This is a genomic window from Leisingera sp. McT4-56 (assembly GCF_020514995.1).
Taxonomy (GTDB): Bacteria; Pseudomonadota; Alphaproteobacteria; order Rhodobacterales; family Rhodobacteraceae; genus Leisingera; species Leisingera aquaemixtae_A.
In genome coordinates this window covers 75,447-90,543 of sequence record NZ_JAJALF010000017.1, presented here as the reverse complement: position 1 = coordinate 90,543, position 15,097 = coordinate 75,447, and the positions used below count along the sequence as shown (strand labels likewise).

The 15,097-nt window shown below is 62.8% G+C and carries 12 protein-coding genes; 4 read left to right on the top strand and 8 right to left on the bottom strand.

Translation table 11 applies throughout. The annotated features are described in order from the left end of the window. Position 1: 1 nt before the first annotated feature. The 4 genes from LHL23_RS17075 to LHL23_RS17060 all read right to left on the bottom strand — a co-directional run bounded on the left by LHL23_RS17075 (position 2) and on the right by LHL23_RS17060 (position 3,413). Positions 2 to 424, bottom strand: a complete 423-nt coding sequence (locus tag LHL23_RS17075; protein ID WP_226430821.1) for a hypothetical protein — start codon at positions 422 to 424, stop codon at positions 2 to 4. A gap of 91 nt (positions 425 to 515) precedes the next feature. After that, a complete protein-coding gene (locus tag LHL23_RS17070) occupies positions 516 to 1,511 on the bottom strand; it encodes an ornithine cyclodeaminase family protein (RefSeq protein ID WP_226430820.1) in 996 nt (331 codons plus the stop codon). Then, on the bottom strand, positions 1,508 to 2,374 hold the full coding sequence (locus LHL23_RS17065) for a PhzF family phenazine biosynthesis protein (RefSeq protein ID WP_226430819.1): 867 nt from the start codon (positions 2,372 to 2,374) through the stop codon (positions 1,508 to 1,510). Before LHL23_RS17065 ends, LHL23_RS17070 begins: the two co-directional genes overlap by 4 nt. A 100-nt stretch (positions 2,375 to 2,474) precedes the next feature. Beyond that, positions 2,475 to 3,413, bottom strand: coding sequence for a LysR family transcriptional regulator (locus LHL23_RS17060; protein WP_226430818.1), 939 nt, complete (start codon positions 3,411 to 3,413; stop codon positions 2,475 to 2,477). An 83-nt stretch (positions 3,414 to 3,496) separates the two neighbouring features. On the opposite strand from LHL23_RS17060, the gene LHL23_RS17055 reads away from it, so the two are divergent. From LHL23_RS17055 to LHL23_RS17040, 4 genes are all read left to right on the top strand, one after another. Then, positions 3,497 to 4,537, top strand: coding sequence for a PhzF family phenazine biosynthesis protein (locus LHL23_RS17055; RefSeq protein ID WP_226430817.1), 1,041 nt, complete (start codon positions 3,497 to 3,499; stop codon positions 4,535 to 4,537). Further along, on the top strand, positions 4,530 to 5,138 hold the full coding sequence (locus LHL23_RS17050) for a glutathione S-transferase family protein (protein ID WP_226430816.1): 609 nt from the start codon (positions 4,530 to 4,532) through the stop codon (positions 5,136 to 5,138). Before LHL23_RS17055 ends, LHL23_RS17050 begins: the two co-directional genes overlap by 8 nt. Before the next feature lie 20 nt (positions 5,139 to 5,158). Further along, positions 5,159 to 5,752 carry a hypothetical protein gene (locus tag LHL23_RS17045; RefSeq protein WP_226430815.1) on the top strand — a complete coding sequence of 198 codons (594 nt, stop codon included), beginning with the start codon at positions 5,159 to 5,161 and terminating at the stop codon, positions 5,750 to 5,752. Positions 5,753 to 5,837: 85 nt separating this feature from the next. Next, positions 5,838 to 6,227: a nuclear transport factor 2 family protein gene (locus LHL23_RS17040; protein ID WP_226430814.1), complete on the top strand. Its 390-nt coding sequence runs from the start codon at positions 5,838 to 5,840 to the stop codon at positions 6,225 to 6,227. A gap of 273 nt (positions 6,228 to 6,500) precedes the next feature. Here LHL23_RS17040 and LHL23_RS17035 read toward each other — a convergent pair whose 3' ends face one another. The 4 genes from LHL23_RS17035 to LHL23_RS17020 all read right to left on the bottom strand — a co-directional run bounded on the left by LHL23_RS17035 (position 6,501) and on the right by LHL23_RS17020 (position 15,097). Further along, positions 6,501 to 7,280: a DUF2189 domain-containing protein gene (locus LHL23_RS17035; RefSeq protein ID WP_226430813.1), complete on the bottom strand. Its 780-nt coding sequence runs from the start codon at positions 7,278 to 7,280 to the stop codon at positions 6,501 to 6,503. Between the two features lie 431 nt (positions 7,281 to 7,711). After that, entirely contained in the window at positions 7,712 to 11,131 is a 3,420-nt protein-coding gene (locus LHL23_RS17030; RefSeq protein ID WP_226430812.1) for a Calx-beta domain-containing protein, read from the bottom strand. A gap of 802 nt (positions 11,132 to 11,933) precedes the next feature. After that, entirely contained in the window at positions 11,934 to 13,409 is a 1,476-nt protein-coding gene (gene tcuA / locus LHL23_RS17025) for an FAD-dependent tricarballylate dehydrogenase TcuA (RefSeq protein ID WP_226430811.1), read from the bottom strand. 5 nt (positions 13,410 to 13,414) lie between these two features. Next, positions 13,415 to 15,097, bottom strand: coding sequence for a thiamine pyrophosphate-binding protein (locus LHL23_RS17020; RefSeq protein WP_226430810.1), 1,683 nt, complete (start codon positions 15,095 to 15,097; stop codon positions 13,415 to 13,417).

The following is a 15,097-nucleotide window of genomic DNA, read 5'->3' as shown; positions in this document are numbered from 1 at the left end:
GTCAGGCCCACTGCTTCTTGCGGATTTCGGTATAAGGCGCACCGTATTTACCGTTCTCTTCCCCGGCGGTGATGACGGTCATGATCGCGGGGTCGTACTCGTAGGTCCGGATCCACTGGCGGTCGCCCTTTTCCATCAGCATGTGAGAATGGGTCGAACGCGCACGGCGGGTGTATTCTACCTCCACCATCCGGCATGACTGGCCGCCAAAGCCATAAGAATATTCATCGGCGCCGGGCTGCACAAAGCGGGCATGATACAGTTTCCAGTACTGGCCATCGTGTTTGTAGATGGCGAAGGTCATCTCGTGGGTGTCGTACTGCCAGTGCCAGGTACTGTCCTGGTAGATCATTTCCCAATCTGCCAGCAGGCTGCCGTCCCGGAACGAATGGCCTTCGATTTTCCAGCCCAGAGTGTCGGTCATTTTCGTGTCTCCTTAGGTTTTCACATCGATCGTTATGAAATGGCGGCGGCAGGTCCTGCTTGCCGCAGCGGCTGCAGGAAGGCCGCCGTCTTTATCCGGTCTTTTGCGCGGGTGCGGAGTTCGTCCGGGGTGTTTCCCAGTTGAATAAGGTTGAAACCGCAGCAAGGTCCTGCACGCCCAGCCCGGTCAGGCTGCAAACGATGACTTGGTGCTCGTTGTTGCGCAGCCGGTCATTGCTGGCCCAGGCAGCGCCCAATTCCTGCATCCCAAGTTCTGCCTCCGCCAGGCCAGAAGACAGGGCGCGGGCTGCGTTGCCATAGGCGCGGGCCTGTCCGAGGCTGTCGGTAAAGACCTTGTCGGCCCGGGAGAAGAGCCCCGGGGGCAGCTCGCACTTGATTTCGTCATCGGCCCCGACGCTGATCACTGTCTGTCCGGGCTTTACATCTTCGGCATGGAACAATGGCGCTCTGGCGGCCGTGGCGGCCACTACAAGGCCGGCGCCCCGCATTGCCTCTGAAGGGGTGCCTTCAACGGAGACCCGGCTTGCCGGAAGCTCAGCCTGCAGGGCGGCTGCCAGCGATTTGGCTGCCTCAGGCCTGCGGGCCCAGATGCGGAGGCTGCGGATCTCCCGCAACTGTGCCAGTGCCTGGACCTGATGGCGTGCCTGCGTTCCGGCGCCCAGCAGCGCCGCATCCACTGCCCCGGCGGACAGGCAGCTGTGTCCGGCCAAAGCGCCGGCGGCGCCGGTCCTGTAGTCGGAAATCAAATGGCCGTCGCGAAGCAGCGCAAGCGGCTGGCAGGTCCTGGAATCGCAGACCAGGATCAGCCCGCTATGGCCGCTGCCTGTATCTGCCTTCAGGCGTTCCGACCAGCCCGCGAGCTTGACGGTGAAAATGGGGGCGCCAGGCAGAACCGCGCTTTTGATATGCACATCGGCGCCCGGCGCCGGGAACAGCACCTGAGCCGCCAGAGCGGCCTTTCCAGCGCTGTAGGCGATCATCGCCTGGCGCACCGGTGACAGCAGCACCGCGTGGGACAACCGGGCAGAGATTTCTTCGCGGGTGATATGGCGCAGGGTAAGGGTCATGGCAGCACCTCGAACCGGCCGAAGCCCAGGATCGAGACCTGGCCGCCGACATGGATGGCTGTGATCCCTTCCGGTCCGCTGTCCACCCGCACCGAAATCCGGCTAGGGCGGCCCGCATACTGCCCCTGCTTCAGTTCTAGCCCGCTTGCCGCGTTCAGCAGCCCGTGCTTGTGGGCGTAAGCGCCGATGACACCCGCGGCACTGCCTGTTGCGATGTCTTCGATCCGTCCGTCGTTTGTCCAGTGACGCCCCTCGTTCCGATGAACATCGAACAGGTAGGCAAACTGGGCGCCCACATCCGCCAGCCGCCGCTCCAGGTCCGTGACCCGGATGGCCGCCCTGTCCAGGCCCTGGTGAACCGGCACCACCAGATAGCGTAGCCCTGTGGAAATGACTTCCAGCGGCAGGCCCGGGGCAAGATCTTCAGGCGCCAGCGAGAAACAGCTGGCAAGCTCCCGGGCGGCGGGGCCGTCTAAATCTGCCAGATACAACGGCAGTCCCTGATCCATCTGCACGTCAAACCCGGCTTCGCGCCGGCCGGATCGCAGACTGACCCGCCTTTCTCCCAAGGCAAAGACAGCCTCAGCGGTCTCTGCGGGGCGCTCCAGATGATGCAGCACGGCCACGGCGCCCAGCAGCGGATGGCCGGCAAAGGGCAGCTCTTCCTCCAGGTCAAAAACCCGCAGCGGCCGGCTGCCGTCCGGCAGAGCAGGACCGGTCAGAAAGGCGGACTCGAAGTGCTTGAGCTCCCGGGTCAGCTGCAGCATCTGGCGGCCGTTCAGCGCCCTCGCATCAGGGAAAACCGCCAGGCTGTTGCCGGTGAACGGGCCATCCGAGAAGACATCGCAAAGGACATAGTGCATGCCGCACCCCCGCTGAACTGAGCATCTGCCTGCTGGCTAGCTCAGAAACAGGGAGCGGGGCGAACCATATGTACATGAGCCCACCTCATGAATATGGGGATCAGGCCGTGCTGAAGAGCTCCGTTTGCTGCACTCTCACTGCTGATATCTCCTCATGAACCCACTGCCGCAGCGCCTGATAGCCATCGGTGGCCGCGTTGGCCGGCGTGGTGACCAGCCAGTAGCGGGCGCGGGATTTCACCGGCTTGCCAACGGCTTCCAGGAACCCGGCCTCAAGATCGTTTTCCACCAGCAGGCTGCGCCCCAGCGCAATACCCATGCCGCCGATGGCGGCCTGAATGGCAAGATCGGCGCGGGCAAAGGCATTGACCGAGCGCTCGAACTCAATATCCCAGCTGCGGCCGGCGAAATACTCCTGCCAGCTGAAACCGGTGCCGTCACTTTCGCCGAAACGGTCCACCAGAAGCCGGGCGCCGGGCTGGCGGCAATAGTCCTGCAGCGGCACCGGCCCCAGGTATCCCGGGCGGCTGACGGGCAGCAGAACCGCCTGCAGCAGGGGTTCGGAATGCAGCCCGGGATAAGGGCCCAGCCCATAGCGGATTGCGGCTTTGGCCTCGCCTGCGTGCAGATCGACCAGCCGGTCATCCACGTCGACCAGAAGATCCAGCCCGCTGTCCTGCGCGCGCTGCAGGGCGGGCACAACCCATTTCATCGCCACCGAGGAAGACACCGACAGGCGCAGGCTGCGGCTGGTCTTCAGGTCATGCAGCCGGGTGAGGGCGGCGCGCCAGGCACTGCCGCTGTGCTGCGCGGCGTCACACAGAATTCGGCCGGCTTCGGTCGGCATGATCCGGCGGGTGGTGCGGTCAAACAGCGGCAGCCCGAGCGCTTCTTCCAGCGCCTTGATTCTGTGGCTGACTGCCGACTGTTCAATACCGAGGCGTTCCGCGGCGCGGGTAAAGTTCTGCTCTTCGGCAATTGCCTCCAACAGGGGTGAGCTCTGGATCAGCTTTGGCAGCGGGCTGTCGGTCTGTTTCATGAATTTGAATCATAGTTATATCAATGTATTCCTGGCAAGGGATGGATCATGCTGACGGCAATTCATGAAATGGAGCCGAAAGCATGACCCGCAACGCCACCACCGTCACCGCCCGTATCGTCAATGGATTTGTCACCCTTCAAGACAATGGCGACCCTGAGCTTTTGAAAGCTGGGCGCGATGGGTTGAGTGACGAGGATCTGGCGCGGCTTGGTACCGGCGCGGCCGGCCGTCCGCAGGCCATTGGTGGCAATCCTGCTGGCGTTGTGCTGGATGCGGACGGTCTGAGCGACGCGCAAATGCTTGAAATTGCGCAGATGGTCGGCCTGTCCGAAACCGCCTTTGTGTCCCGTTCTGAAACCGAAGGCTTCAAACTGGATTTCTTCACTCCGACACGCCGCATTGCCCATTGCGGCCATGCAACCATCGCCACCTTCAGCTATCTTGCCGAGCTTGGGCGGGTCGGCGAAGGCGGGACCTCGAAAGAGACCGTGGACGGCCCGCGCAAGATCATCATCCGCGACGGTGCCGCCTATATGGAACAGCTGGCGCCGCGCTACGAAGACCCGTCGGACTGGGCAGACCGGGGCGTGCAGGAGCAGGACGTGCTGGCTGCCCTCGGGCTGGCGCCGGAATATCTGGATCCGCGCTTTGCGCCGATGCTTGCAAACACCGGCAACAGCTTTGTTCTGGTTGCGGTCAAGGATGCTGCTGCGCTGAGAGCCGTCAAACCGGAACTGTCCCGGATCGACGCAATCAGCGAGGCGCTGGATCTGATCGGCTTCTATGTCTTCACGACGGATCCCGAAGCTACATCGGCCGATGCAACCGCCCGCATGTTCGCGCCGCGCTACGGCATCAGCGAGGAATCGGCCACCGGCATGGCGGCCGGACCGCTGGCCTGCGCGTTGTATGACCACCTCGGCGTGCGCAGGCCAAAGCTGCTGATCGAGCAGGGCCACTTCATGGAGCCCGCTTCGCCCAGCGAGATCACGGTTGAGCTGAATCTCGACGCAGGCCGGATCACCGGGCTGATGGCCGGCGGCTACGGCGCGGTTATGAAGGAGCTGCAGATCAGGCTGGATCACAGCCCGGCACCGGCTGCGGGAAAGAGCAATGATTGATCTCTACGGCTGGACCACCGGCAACACCTACAGGGTGCTGATCGCTCTGGAGGAGACCGGGCTGCCTTACCGGACCGTGCCTGTGAACCTGCGCGAGCGGGATCAGGACAGGCCGGGGTTCCTTGCCCTCAACCCGATGGGCCAGGTGCCGCTGATCATCGACAGCGAAGGCCCTTGCGGCGCCCAGATCACCCTGAGCCAGTCCATGGCGATCCTACTGTATCTGGCCGAAAAGTCCGGCCAGTTGCTGCCAGCCGCCCGGGCGGACCGCGCCCATGCGCTGGAAACCCTGAGCCTGGTGATGACCGACCTGGTGGCACCCGTCAATTTCGCACTCAGCCTGGAGCGCGAAGAGGGCAGCAGCTCTGCCCTGGCCTTTGGCGAGGCGCGGGCAATGCGCGCGCTTGCTGCCATCGAGCAGCGGCTTGGCACCAGCAGCTTCCTTGGCGGCGGCAGCTTCGGGGCGGCAGACTGTGCCGCCTTTCCCATGATCCATCTGCTTGGCACCGGCCGTCTGAAGGACTTGCCGGCCACCCGGCGCTGGCACCGCGAGGCGCAGGAGCGCGCAGCGGTGCAGCGCGCGCTTGCAGCCGTTTTCTGACCTGATGAAAGGAGATCAACATGTGTGGCAATCATCAGAACTTCGACGCCTATGCCTTTTCCAAGCAGCCCGGCTTTGACGAAGCGGAGGTGCGCAAGGAATTTGCCAAGGCGGTGCCCCTGAAAACCGTGGTCGTCTATTGCTATGACCCGCGCATCGCCCAGGTGCCGCGGCTGGTGGCCGAAGAATTCGGCCAGACCCACCCCGGGGACATCGTCACCGACGATAGCGGCAACAAGATCGCCTCAACGACAAATGTGTTCGAAGTTTGCGTGGCCGGCGGCCGGGCCTATGACGCCCTGCGCTCTGTCACGGTGGCGCAGCATCTGTTCGGGGTCGAGAACATCGTCATCGTTCACCACACCCATTGCGGCGCCACCTCATTCACAAAACAGGGGATCATTGACGCCTACAGGCAGGAGCACAATGCCGATATCGCACCGCTGTATCCCGCGGAGAGCATTTGCATCAGCGACTACACAGACTCACTCGAACATGACGTCCAGCTGATGCGCGGCTCCGCCGGAACCCCCAAGCACGCCAATATCTACGGCTATATGTACGACATCGACAAAGAAAAGCTGTTGAAGGTAACGCAGTCACTGGCCGCGTGACCAGTCGGGCCGGCGGCAATGCCGCCGGCCTGCTGTGGTGCGTTTAGGATCTACCTTCAGCCACTCGCCAAAATTGGAGGCCGGCATGAGAGAACAGGATGTTGAAGACTGGCTTAAGGCCTACGGAACCGCCTGGGCCGAAGGCGATCCGGACAAGGCGGCCGCCCTGTTCACGGTCGCAGCAGAATACCACGAGACCCCTTTCAGCAATCCGCTGACAGGCCGCGATCAGATCAGGCAGTACTGGCAAGAAGGTGCGGCAGACGCACAGGAAGACGTCCGGTTTTCAGCCCAGGTCTGGTCTGTTGCAGGGAACACTGCAATTGCAGGTTGGCAAGCCGCATTCAAGCGCAAAGCCTCTGGGAGTTTTGTGGAACTGGACGGGGTTTTCCGGCTGGTCTTTTTCAGATCTCGGAACGGCGTGATCTGCAGCCGCCTGGCCGAGTGGTGGCACCGGAGACAAGACGAGAATTGATAGGCCGTGCGCTGGACATTCAAGCAGCAGTGCCTGCCAGTATCCACAACGGCGTGCTGCGCCGCTGAGCCGCCCGACCAGCCCAAAATCCGCCAAAAGCTGTTTAAGCCAATGCCGGAGGATCGCAGTGCCAAGGATGTTGCAGGTTTAGGCACCTGGCAACAGCCCTTTGCGGACGGTCACCTAAACCCTTGCCGGTTCGATGCCGCCAGCACAAAAAAGGCCAGGTTCGCCTTTCTGATTGCGCTGGCCAGGCACCGGCGCCCGTTCCGCTCACCCAGCCGCTGGCACAGCGCGGCGGTATAAATGCCACGTAGAATGCCCCAGCACCGGCAACGCAATCAAAAGCCCGGCAAAGACCGGAAGCATCGACACGAACAGCGCCGCCGCGATCAGCGCCGCCCACGTCATCATCGTATTCCGGTTTCGGCGCACCACCTCAAGGCTGGCAATCATTGCCGTCACGAAATCCACGTCCCGGTCAAGCAACATCGGCAGGCTGACGACAGTGACTGAAAACAGCGCTAGTGCAATCATCGCGCCAACCAAAGTCCCGACCGCCAGCATCGCCGTCCCCTGCGCTGAAAGCAGCATACCGGCCGATTCCTGCCCGATCCCGGACTGTGCAAAGAAAACAGCGAAGATGCCGCGCGCAAGAACCATCCAGAAACCAAAGACAATCAGCACCGTCACGGCCATCGCCGAGAGCTGGCCATTGCCCCGCCCCCGCAGCGCCCCGAGCACTGCCGGCCAGCTTACGTCTAGACCTGCTTCACGGCGCCGGCTGACCTCGTAAATCCCGATGGCTGCAAATGGCGCGAACAACGGAAAGCCGGCAGCTGCGGCAATGAACCAGACAAGCTGCCCGCTGGAGATCATTCCGAAGTAGAGCGCTATCCCGCCCAGCATGTAGAAAAGGGCAAAGAACAGCCCGTAAAATGGCATAGTCTTGAAATCGGCCCAACCTGCCGCAATTGCCGCGCGCAGATCCTGCCACTTGAGGTCCGCGGCAACGTTAACCCCTGCGGGTCCTGTGGTTTCGGAATCGGTCATGACAAACCTCCTTTCACATCAGCATTCACTCCCTGAGGACTGGGTCTTGAGACGCCCGAAAAGAATATAGCACGATGCACGCGGTCGCTGAGAGAGGACGTCAGCCGATGGGGCCGTATTCCACCGGGCGGCAGCGATGGCCAAGGCAAGTGTCCGGTTTGAGCCGCCGTGCAAAAGGCGCTTGGCGGGCCGGCAATACCGCCTGCCGCTTGGCCGCAGCGAGATCACAGCCGCGGCTACCGGGCAGCAGCAATACTGCCGAAACAATCCGCCGCTCGCCGTCCTGAAACGGACATCTGCTCCTCGATCTGCATAGCGAAAGGAAACTTCTAACGAGCTAACGGGCGGATACCCCACCCTGGAGGCATCTGGCTCACTTCCGGCACCGGGTGCTGCAACCAAAGCTGCTCCAGCCGTTACTTGCAGCGCACTCACAGCAAAAGATCATTCACTCCGAAAACAGCCAAACCATCAAGGTCAATTGCCATCTCGGCATCCAAGTCACTGTCCAAATTGATTTCCAGAAGCGAGCGGGCCGTGTCGTACCTTACTTCTGCAGCGCCTGTGAATTCCTGGTCCCGGCCTATCCATGAAAGGGCTTGGACACCTGCCGTTTCCTGATCGCCGTCTATCCCGCTGAGATTGACCTTGTCGCCTTGCTGGCGGCTGAAATCGGTGATGGTGTCCCGCCTGTTTGCTCCCGGGTCGGAATCCCCGGTGTTGAAAACAAACTCATCCGCGCCGCCCCCGCCTGTCAGCATGTCCGCTGCCGGGCCGCCGATCAGGCTGTCTCCGCCCTTGCCGCCAAGCAGAACATCCTTTCCGCCGCGCCCCAGCAAAGTGTCGCCGCCCTTGCCGCCGGCCAGCCGGTCGCCGCCGCTGCCGCCGTCCAGCCGGTCAGCCCCGCCAAGGCCGCTGAGTGTGTCAGCACCGCCCAGCCCAAAGATGCCTTCCGGCCCGCCGGTGCCCCTGAGGTTGTCGTTCTGCCCCGTGCCCCTGATGTCATCGTCCAGGATCTGCGCCTTGGCTCTGAGCACGCTGCTGGCTGCATTCAGCTCGGCCGGGAAACTGCCTGGCCTCAGCAGCAGGGAGAACGCCTCGGTCCCTTCGGCACGGTAGTCCGGCAGCAGCCCGACATTGACCGCAGCTTTGGTTTGGCCCGGTGCAAAAGTCAGAACCCCCTTGGTTTCCACATAGTCCTGACCCGCCGTAGCGGAGTTGTCCCTGGTGGCGTAGCGGATTGTCTGTGTCTCGCTGAATGGGTCTGACAAGGCGATTTCAAATACCGCGAACCGGCCGCCGCCCGGGGGTTCTTCGGCCTGGGTTGCAGTCACCTGAATGGTGCGGTCAAGGTTAACGCCGTCGTCGTCAAGGATGAATGCCGAACTGCGCAGCACCTTGCCTCCGCCCGCAAATTCCGCACCGGAAAGGCCGGACAATTTGATACCGAAGCTCTCGTCGCTTTCGATGTCATTGTCATGCCGGACCCGCACCTCAACGGTTTTCGAGGTTTCGCCGGGGGCAAAGACAAGAGTGTCGGAGAAGGCCGGGTAATCGATCCCTTCGGTGGCCGATCCTGCTACCGAGCTGTAGTCCACTTCAACCGCGTCTGCGGAGGGCTTCGAAAGGGTAAGGGTGAACACCACCGTGCCGCCAAAGCCGGCTCCGATGCTTTCAACCGCATCAGCCGCGGAGACGGACAGCACCGGCCGCTTGCCGGCGCCATCGTCGTCAAGGATGGTTGCGGTGCCCACCAGCCCTTCGGTGGTGCTGCCGAGATCGCTGGTTGGGGTCACCGCAAGATGGAAAAATTCGGACGGTTCGACCGTTCTGTCACCGGTCAGCTCCACCTCGACCACTGCTTTGGTCTGACCGGGAGCAAAGCGCAGCTTGCCGCTTTGCGCGGTATAGTCATCACCAGCAACGGCGCTGCCGTCCTGCGTCGTGTAGTCGAACTCCAGCATGCTGGCGGCCGGATCAGAGAGCTTCACTTCGAAAAGCGCACTGCGGGCGCCGCCGTTGCCTTCGACAATCACCGGTGAAGACACCATAAGGGCGCGGTCCAGGTTGGCGCCATCATCGTCCAAAATAAAGGCATCCGCGCGCAGAACTTTGGACTTGCCTGCGAAGATACCTCCGGCCGGGTCGAACAGCTCGATGCCAAAGCTCTCGTCGGTTTCAGTAACGGTGTCATGCCTGACCCGCACCTCGACCGTTTTCGAGGTTTCGCCGGGGGCAAAGACCACCGTTCCGTCAAACCCGGGATAATCGATATCCTCATCCGCGGATCCGGCCCGCGAGCGGTAATTCACTTCAACAGTGTCCGCCGAAGGTTTTGACAGAGTGATGGTGAACACCGCAATGCCGCCGAAGCCAGCTCCGATGCTTTCCACCGCATTTGCGGCCGCCAGCGAGATCACCGGCTTGGCGCTGCCGTCGTCGTCAAGAATCGTTGCCGTTCCCGTCAGCCCCCTGGCCGAAGCGCCTAACCCGGTGCCTGGGGTGATTGACAGGTGGAAGAACTCGCTGAGCTCCACCGCCGTGTCGCCGGTCAGTTCGACTTCGACCACGGCCTTGGTCTGACCGGGGGCAAACCGCAGGGTTCCGCTTTGCGCCGCATAATCCTCACCCGCTTTGGCGCTGCCGTCCCGGGTCGCATACTCGTATTCCAGCTGCGTTGGCGAGGCTTCGGAAATCTGCACCTCGAACAGCGCGCTGCGGGCACCGCCGCTGCCTTCGACAATCACGGAGGATGAAACCGTCAGCGCGCGGTCAACCCCGGCACCGTCATCATCGAGGATGAAGGCAGAGGCACGCAGCACCTTGGCCTTTCCGGCAAAGCTGGCGCCGCTGGGGTCGAACAGCTCAATGCCGAAATCCTCATCCGTCTCATCCGCGGTGTCGTGGCGGACCCGGACCTCGACTTTCTGCACGGTTTCACCTGGGGCGAAGGTCACCGTGCCGCCAAAGGCGGGAAAATCTATGTCCTCATCCGCAGAACCCGCCAGCGACCGGTAGTTCACGGTGACTGCATCTGCGGCGGGGCGCGAAAGCATCAGCGTAAAGACGACAATGCCGCCAAACCCCGCGCCGATGCTCTCAACCGCATCGGCCGAAACCAGGGACAGGAGCGGCTGACCGCCGCCGCCGTCATTGTCCAGGATGGTGGCAGTCCCTGCGAGCCCTTCAGCCGTTCCGCCGAGACTGGCGTCAGGGCTGACAATCAGGTGGAAGAACTCAGAAGGCTCTACCGCTTTGTCGCCATTCAGATCGACTCTGACCGTTTTTTCGGTCTGGCCCGGCTGGAATGTCACGCTGCCCGACTTTGCAGTGTAATCTTCACCTGCCGTGGCGCTGCCGTCCTCGGTCCGGTAGTCAAGCGTGATGCTGGAAGCCGATGCCTCGGACAGGCGGATTGTGAATTCGGCTTTCTGGGTTCCTCCGTTGGCTTCTACGATCACCGGAGAAGACACAAAGACAGCACGGTCCAGGCCCGCGCCGTCGTCATCCAGCACAAAGGCTGTCTGCCGCAGCACCGCTGCGCGTCCCGGGAAGGACGCCCCGCTTGGGTTGAACAGCTCTAGGACAAACCCCTCGTCGGTCTCATCAAGCGTGTCGTGACGGACGCGGAATTCGACCGTCTGGGTGTCCTCGCCCGGTGCAAACGTGATGGTCCCGGACTCCTCCGGATAGTCGATGTCTTCATCCGCGCTGCCGCCCATGGTGCGGTACTGGACCGTTACGGCGTCAGCCGGCACCTCGGACAGGGTTACCGTGAAAGTCACGAACCCGCCAAACCCGGCTCCCACGCTTTCGATTGCGTCTGCGGAAGTAATGCTGATCGTCGCCATAATGTCCCCCTGTCGAACTGCAGCGCCTGTACGGCGCGCGTGTAAGACCGCCGCAGGCGGGCCGCGGCAGCACAATGGCCGCCTCGCGGAATGCGCGGGCAGTCACAACACTCCCTTCGCCGGGGCGCAGGTCTGCGGGAGGAACAGGTGTTTTCCCTGGCGGGCGGACACGCCGGAGCCAGCTGCCGGAGCAGCACGGGAAACGCAACTATTTGCCGACTGGAACCCCCAGGCATGCCTGCATCGCGCAGAGGCAGCCAGAGGCCGGAACCATTACCATCCCCAAATACCCCACAAAACAGCAACACCAAACAAGGGAGATAGTCCGAAAATGATAAGGCCCTGCGGTTGATTGTGTCAACGATTGCCGCCGGGTGGTCGCGTACCTCCTTGCATGAGCCGAGTAGGTTCTTCTTGTCGCGGCGGAAAGTGCCGCCGCGGTCCAAGATCGGAGCTACGAAACTGCCGGAATCTTTGCAAAGGGTGCTTGGGCAAAGCGGAAACGCAAGGCATTCAGGGCGCGGTTGCGGCGACGGCCCGGTCAAGTTTCAAGGCCTTCACAAAACCGCTGGGCCAGCCTGCCCTTCCAGATCCAGATGTTGAAAAGGCGCCCAGCGGCTCCCCAAGTGGACGCCGCTTCTTGAAGCAAACGGCTACATTTGGACGGACGGCCTTGATCTTCAAAAAAGGGAAGGTGTGGCGGCTGGCCATTTTAACTTCGAGAAGCAGGAACCGCTGATCGACGAGCTCGATGCAAGAGTGAAGGCAAACATGGCCGGCGGTTTGAGAAAGCCAGCCTTCCCTATCCGCCTAAGACGTGCGCCCCCGCCAGCCGGCCGAAGACAGATCCGCTGATCAAGCCGGTCCCGCCAGGATAGTTGAAATAGAAGACCCCCCCGACCAGTTCCCCTGCCGCGAACAGGCCCGGGATCGGCGCAAGGTCATTGTCCAGCACCTGCGCGCTGTCCGGGTCGATCCTCAGGCCGCCGAAGGTGAAGGTGATGCCGCAACCCACCTGGTAGGCTTCGAACGGGCCTTCGTCGATGGTGTTCGCCCAGTTGGATTTCGGCACGCTCAGCCCCCGGGTGCCTCGGCCGTCCTTGATATTCGGGTCAAACGGCGTGTCCGTGTCCACCGCCGCATTGTAGGTGCGGATTTCATCGAGAAAGCCTTGCGGGTCGACCCCCTCCAGCTTGTGCGCAAGCTCCTCCAGCGTTGGGGCTGTCACCTTGGTCACCCGTTTGATGCGGTATTCATCGCGCAGCAGATGGGTGACTTTGGCATCGAAAACCTGCCAGGCAAACTGGTCCGGCTGGTTCAGGATCACCCGGCCGTATTTGGCATAGGTGTAGTTGCGGAAATCCGCGCCTTCATCCACAAACCGGCGCCCCATAGCGTTCACCATCACCCCCCAGGGGTAGGAATGCTTCTGGAACCCGTCGCCCACATCCAGGTCGCCGAACTCCGGCGCGTTGTAGTCCCAGCCGACCGCGTGGCAGCCTGACCAGTTGCCATAGGTGGAGGCACCCGCCGCCATCGCCATCTTGATGCCTTCGCCGGTGTTGAAGCGGGAGCCGCGCACACGGGCCATCTCCCAGCCGGGGCCAAGGTAGCGGGTACGCATTTCCGGGCTGGCCTGAAAGCCGCCCGAGGCGATCACCACAGATCTTGCCCGCAGGTCCCGGAGTTCTCCCCTGTGGCGAACCTTGACACCGGTCACCGCATAACCGTCGGTCAAGATCTCCACTGCACGGGTTTCATAGCGGATCTCGACACCAGCCTCTTTGGCAATTCCGGTGTGTGCATCCACCAGGCCGGGGCCGCCGCCCCAGGCCTCAAGCGTCAGCCCGCCCCAGAACTTGAACCGCCCATCAACCTTGAACGCCTGCCGCCCGTAAATCGGCATGAAGCGGATGCCCTTGCCGCGCATCCAATGCATCGTCTCGCGCGAGGTGGTCACCAGCCGTTCGCATAAGTTGGGGTCGGTGCGGAACCGGGTAACGCGGAACATGTCGTCAAAGAACTGCTCCTGCGTGTAGGTGCCGAAATCGGTGATGGCGATCTGCTCTTCACTCAGGTCCGGGCACAGCGCGCGGATGTCCTCCACCCCGTCATAGGCAAAGCGGATGGCGCCTGCGGTATAGCGGGAGTTGCCGCCGTTTTCCGCCTCGGGCGCGCATTCCAGCATCAGCACGCTTGCCCCTTTTTCCCGTGCGGCGTGGGCAGCGCAAAAGGCCGCATTGCCGGCCCCGATAATGATCGTGTCCCAGGTGGTCATGGCACTCACTCCTTTACCGGCGCTGTGAACAGATCCTTGCGCAGGGTCATCAGCGCACCCGGATCAATCTTGCCTTGAATGATGGTGGTCTCATTGCTGGCGATCGCCGCCTCCAGCGCCGGGCCCATTTCGCCGGGACCATCCACCCAGATGCCCCTGCCGCCGCACAGTTCCGCAAATTTATCATAGCGCGGCGAGGTGATCTCGGCCCCCAGAAGGCGGCCGCCATAGAATTCCTGCTGATAGGCTTTCTCGGCCCCCCAGGCCTCATTATCCAGGACCACCACAATGACCGGCAGCCTGTGCTGAATGGCGGTCTGTATCTCTATCATCGTGTAGCCCGCGGCGCCGTCGCCCATCACTGCCACAACCGGGCGCTCCGGCGCGGCAGCCTTGGCGCCGATGGCCGCCGCCAAACCAAAGCCGACCAGGCCGAAGTCCAGCGGCGTGATCAGGCTGAGGGGCTCGTAATGCGCCAGCCGGTCGGCGGCCTGCAGGCAGGTGTTGCCAGTGTCGAGCGTAACGATGGCGCTCTCCGGCAGTGCAGCGCGGATCTCTGCCAACGCCCGCCGCGGGTGCATCGGCAGGGTGGCGATCCGCGCTTCCTCCGCTCGTTCAGCAGCGAGGCTTTCCATATCGGATTTGAAACTCGCGCGCCATTCATCCGCAGCTGGTTTCGTCGCGGCTGCGGCCAACACCTCAGCCGTCAGCCGGGCATCGGCCTGCACCGCGACCTCGGCCGGAAAGTAGCGGCCCACAGCAGCGCCGTCGATGTCCACATGGGCGATGCGGGTCTCCGCGCCCACGTAATCATTGCTGTGAAACGTGGAGTTGAAACCCAGCCGCGCACCCAGCACCACCATCACATCGGCTTCCCTGGTCAGGCGGCTGGCCACCCGGTTGCCCCGCGGTCCGGCCTGGCCCGCAAACCACGGGTGGCCGTGACGCATCACGTCGGCATGGCCGGTTGAAGCTACCACTGGCACTTCAAAGATTTCTGCCAGGGCTGTCAGCGCCTCGCGCCCCTTGCCCCATTTGAAGCCTCCACCCGCAAAGATCACCGGGCGTTTTGCTGTGGAGAGCATGGCAGCGATGATGCTGATGTCTTCGGGCGCCGCAGGCCCCGGGCGGGCGATGTTAACCGGCTTGGGATCAATGGCCGCAACTTCGGCAGCAAACAGGTCGCGCGGCACATGCAGCACCACCGGCCCGCGGCGGCCCGAATTGGCCAGCCGGATCGCATCCTCAAGCATCGGCGCCAGGCGCGCTGGATCGGTGACCATGACCGAGCGTTTGGAGATCGGCGCAAACAGCGCCACCTGATCCACCTCCTGAAAGGTGTCCTTGGCCTGGTCGGCCCGGGTGATGGCTCCGGCAATCACCACCAGCGGCGAATAGGCCAGCTGCGCCTCAGCCACAGCGGTCACGATGTTGACAACCCCCGGCCCGGCCTGCGCCCCCAGCACCACGCCGGGCTTGCCAGTCATCCGCGCCCAGGCGTCGGCCATATGGCCCGCCGCGCGCTCATCCCGGGCGCCGACATAGGCGATTTCGCCGCCCTGATACATCGCGTCGTACAGCTCCAGCATCGACCCACCCAGCAGGCCGAATACGGTATCGATGCCATTGGCCTTCAAAACGCGGTAGACGGCCTCGCCTCCGGTGATCATGGTGGTGATTGTGGTCAT

What these genes read in the sequence shown, in the direction of transcription:
- LHL23_RS17030 (WP_226430812.1), bottom strand. Translation starts at nt 11,131, where the DNA reads ATGGCGACGATCAGCATTACTTCCGCAGACGCAATCGAAAGCGTGGGA.
- LHL23_RS17035 (WP_226430813.1), bottom strand. Translation starts at nt 7,280, where the DNA reads ATGACCGATTCCGAAACCACAGGACCCGCAGGGGTTAACGTTGCCGCG.
- LHL23_RS17020 (WP_226430810.1), bottom strand. Translation starts at nt 15,097, where the DNA reads ATGACCACAATCACCACCATGATCACCGGAGGCGAGGCCGTCTACCGC.
- tcuA (WP_226430811.1), bottom strand. Translation starts at nt 13,409, where the DNA reads ATGACCACCTGGGACACGATCATTATCGGGGCCGGCAATGCGGCCTTT.
- LHL23_RS17070 (WP_226430820.1), bottom strand. Translation starts at nt 1,511, where the DNA reads ATGACCCTTACCCTGCGCCATATCACCCGCGAAGAAATCTCTGCCCGG.
- LHL23_RS17075 (WP_226430821.1), bottom strand. Translation starts at nt 424, where the DNA reads ATGACCGACACTCTGGGCTGGAAAATCGAAGGCCATTCGTTCCGGGAC.
- LHL23_RS17045 (WP_226430815.1), top strand. Translation starts at nt 5,159, where the DNA reads ATGTGTGGCAATCATCAGAACTTCGACGCCTATGCCTTTTCCAAGCAG.
- LHL23_RS17050 (WP_226430816.1), top strand. Translation starts at nt 4,530, where the DNA reads ATGATTGATCTCTACGGCTGGACCACCGGCAACACCTACAGGGTGCTG.
- LHL23_RS17055 (WP_226430817.1), top strand. Translation starts at nt 3,497, where the DNA reads ATGACCCGCAACGCCACCACCGTCACCGCCCGTATCGTCAATGGATTT.
- LHL23_RS17060 (WP_226430818.1), bottom strand. Translation starts at nt 3,413, where the DNA reads ATGAAACAGACCGACAGCCCGCTGCCAAAGCTGATCCAGAGCTCACCC.
- LHL23_RS17040 (WP_226430814.1), top strand. Translation starts at nt 5,838, where the DNA reads ATGAGAGAACAGGATGTTGAAGACTGGCTTAAGGCCTACGGAACCGCC.
- LHL23_RS17065 (WP_226430819.1), bottom strand. Translation starts at nt 2,374, where the DNA reads ATGCACTATGTCCTTTGCGATGTCTTCTCGGATGGCCCGTTCACCGGC.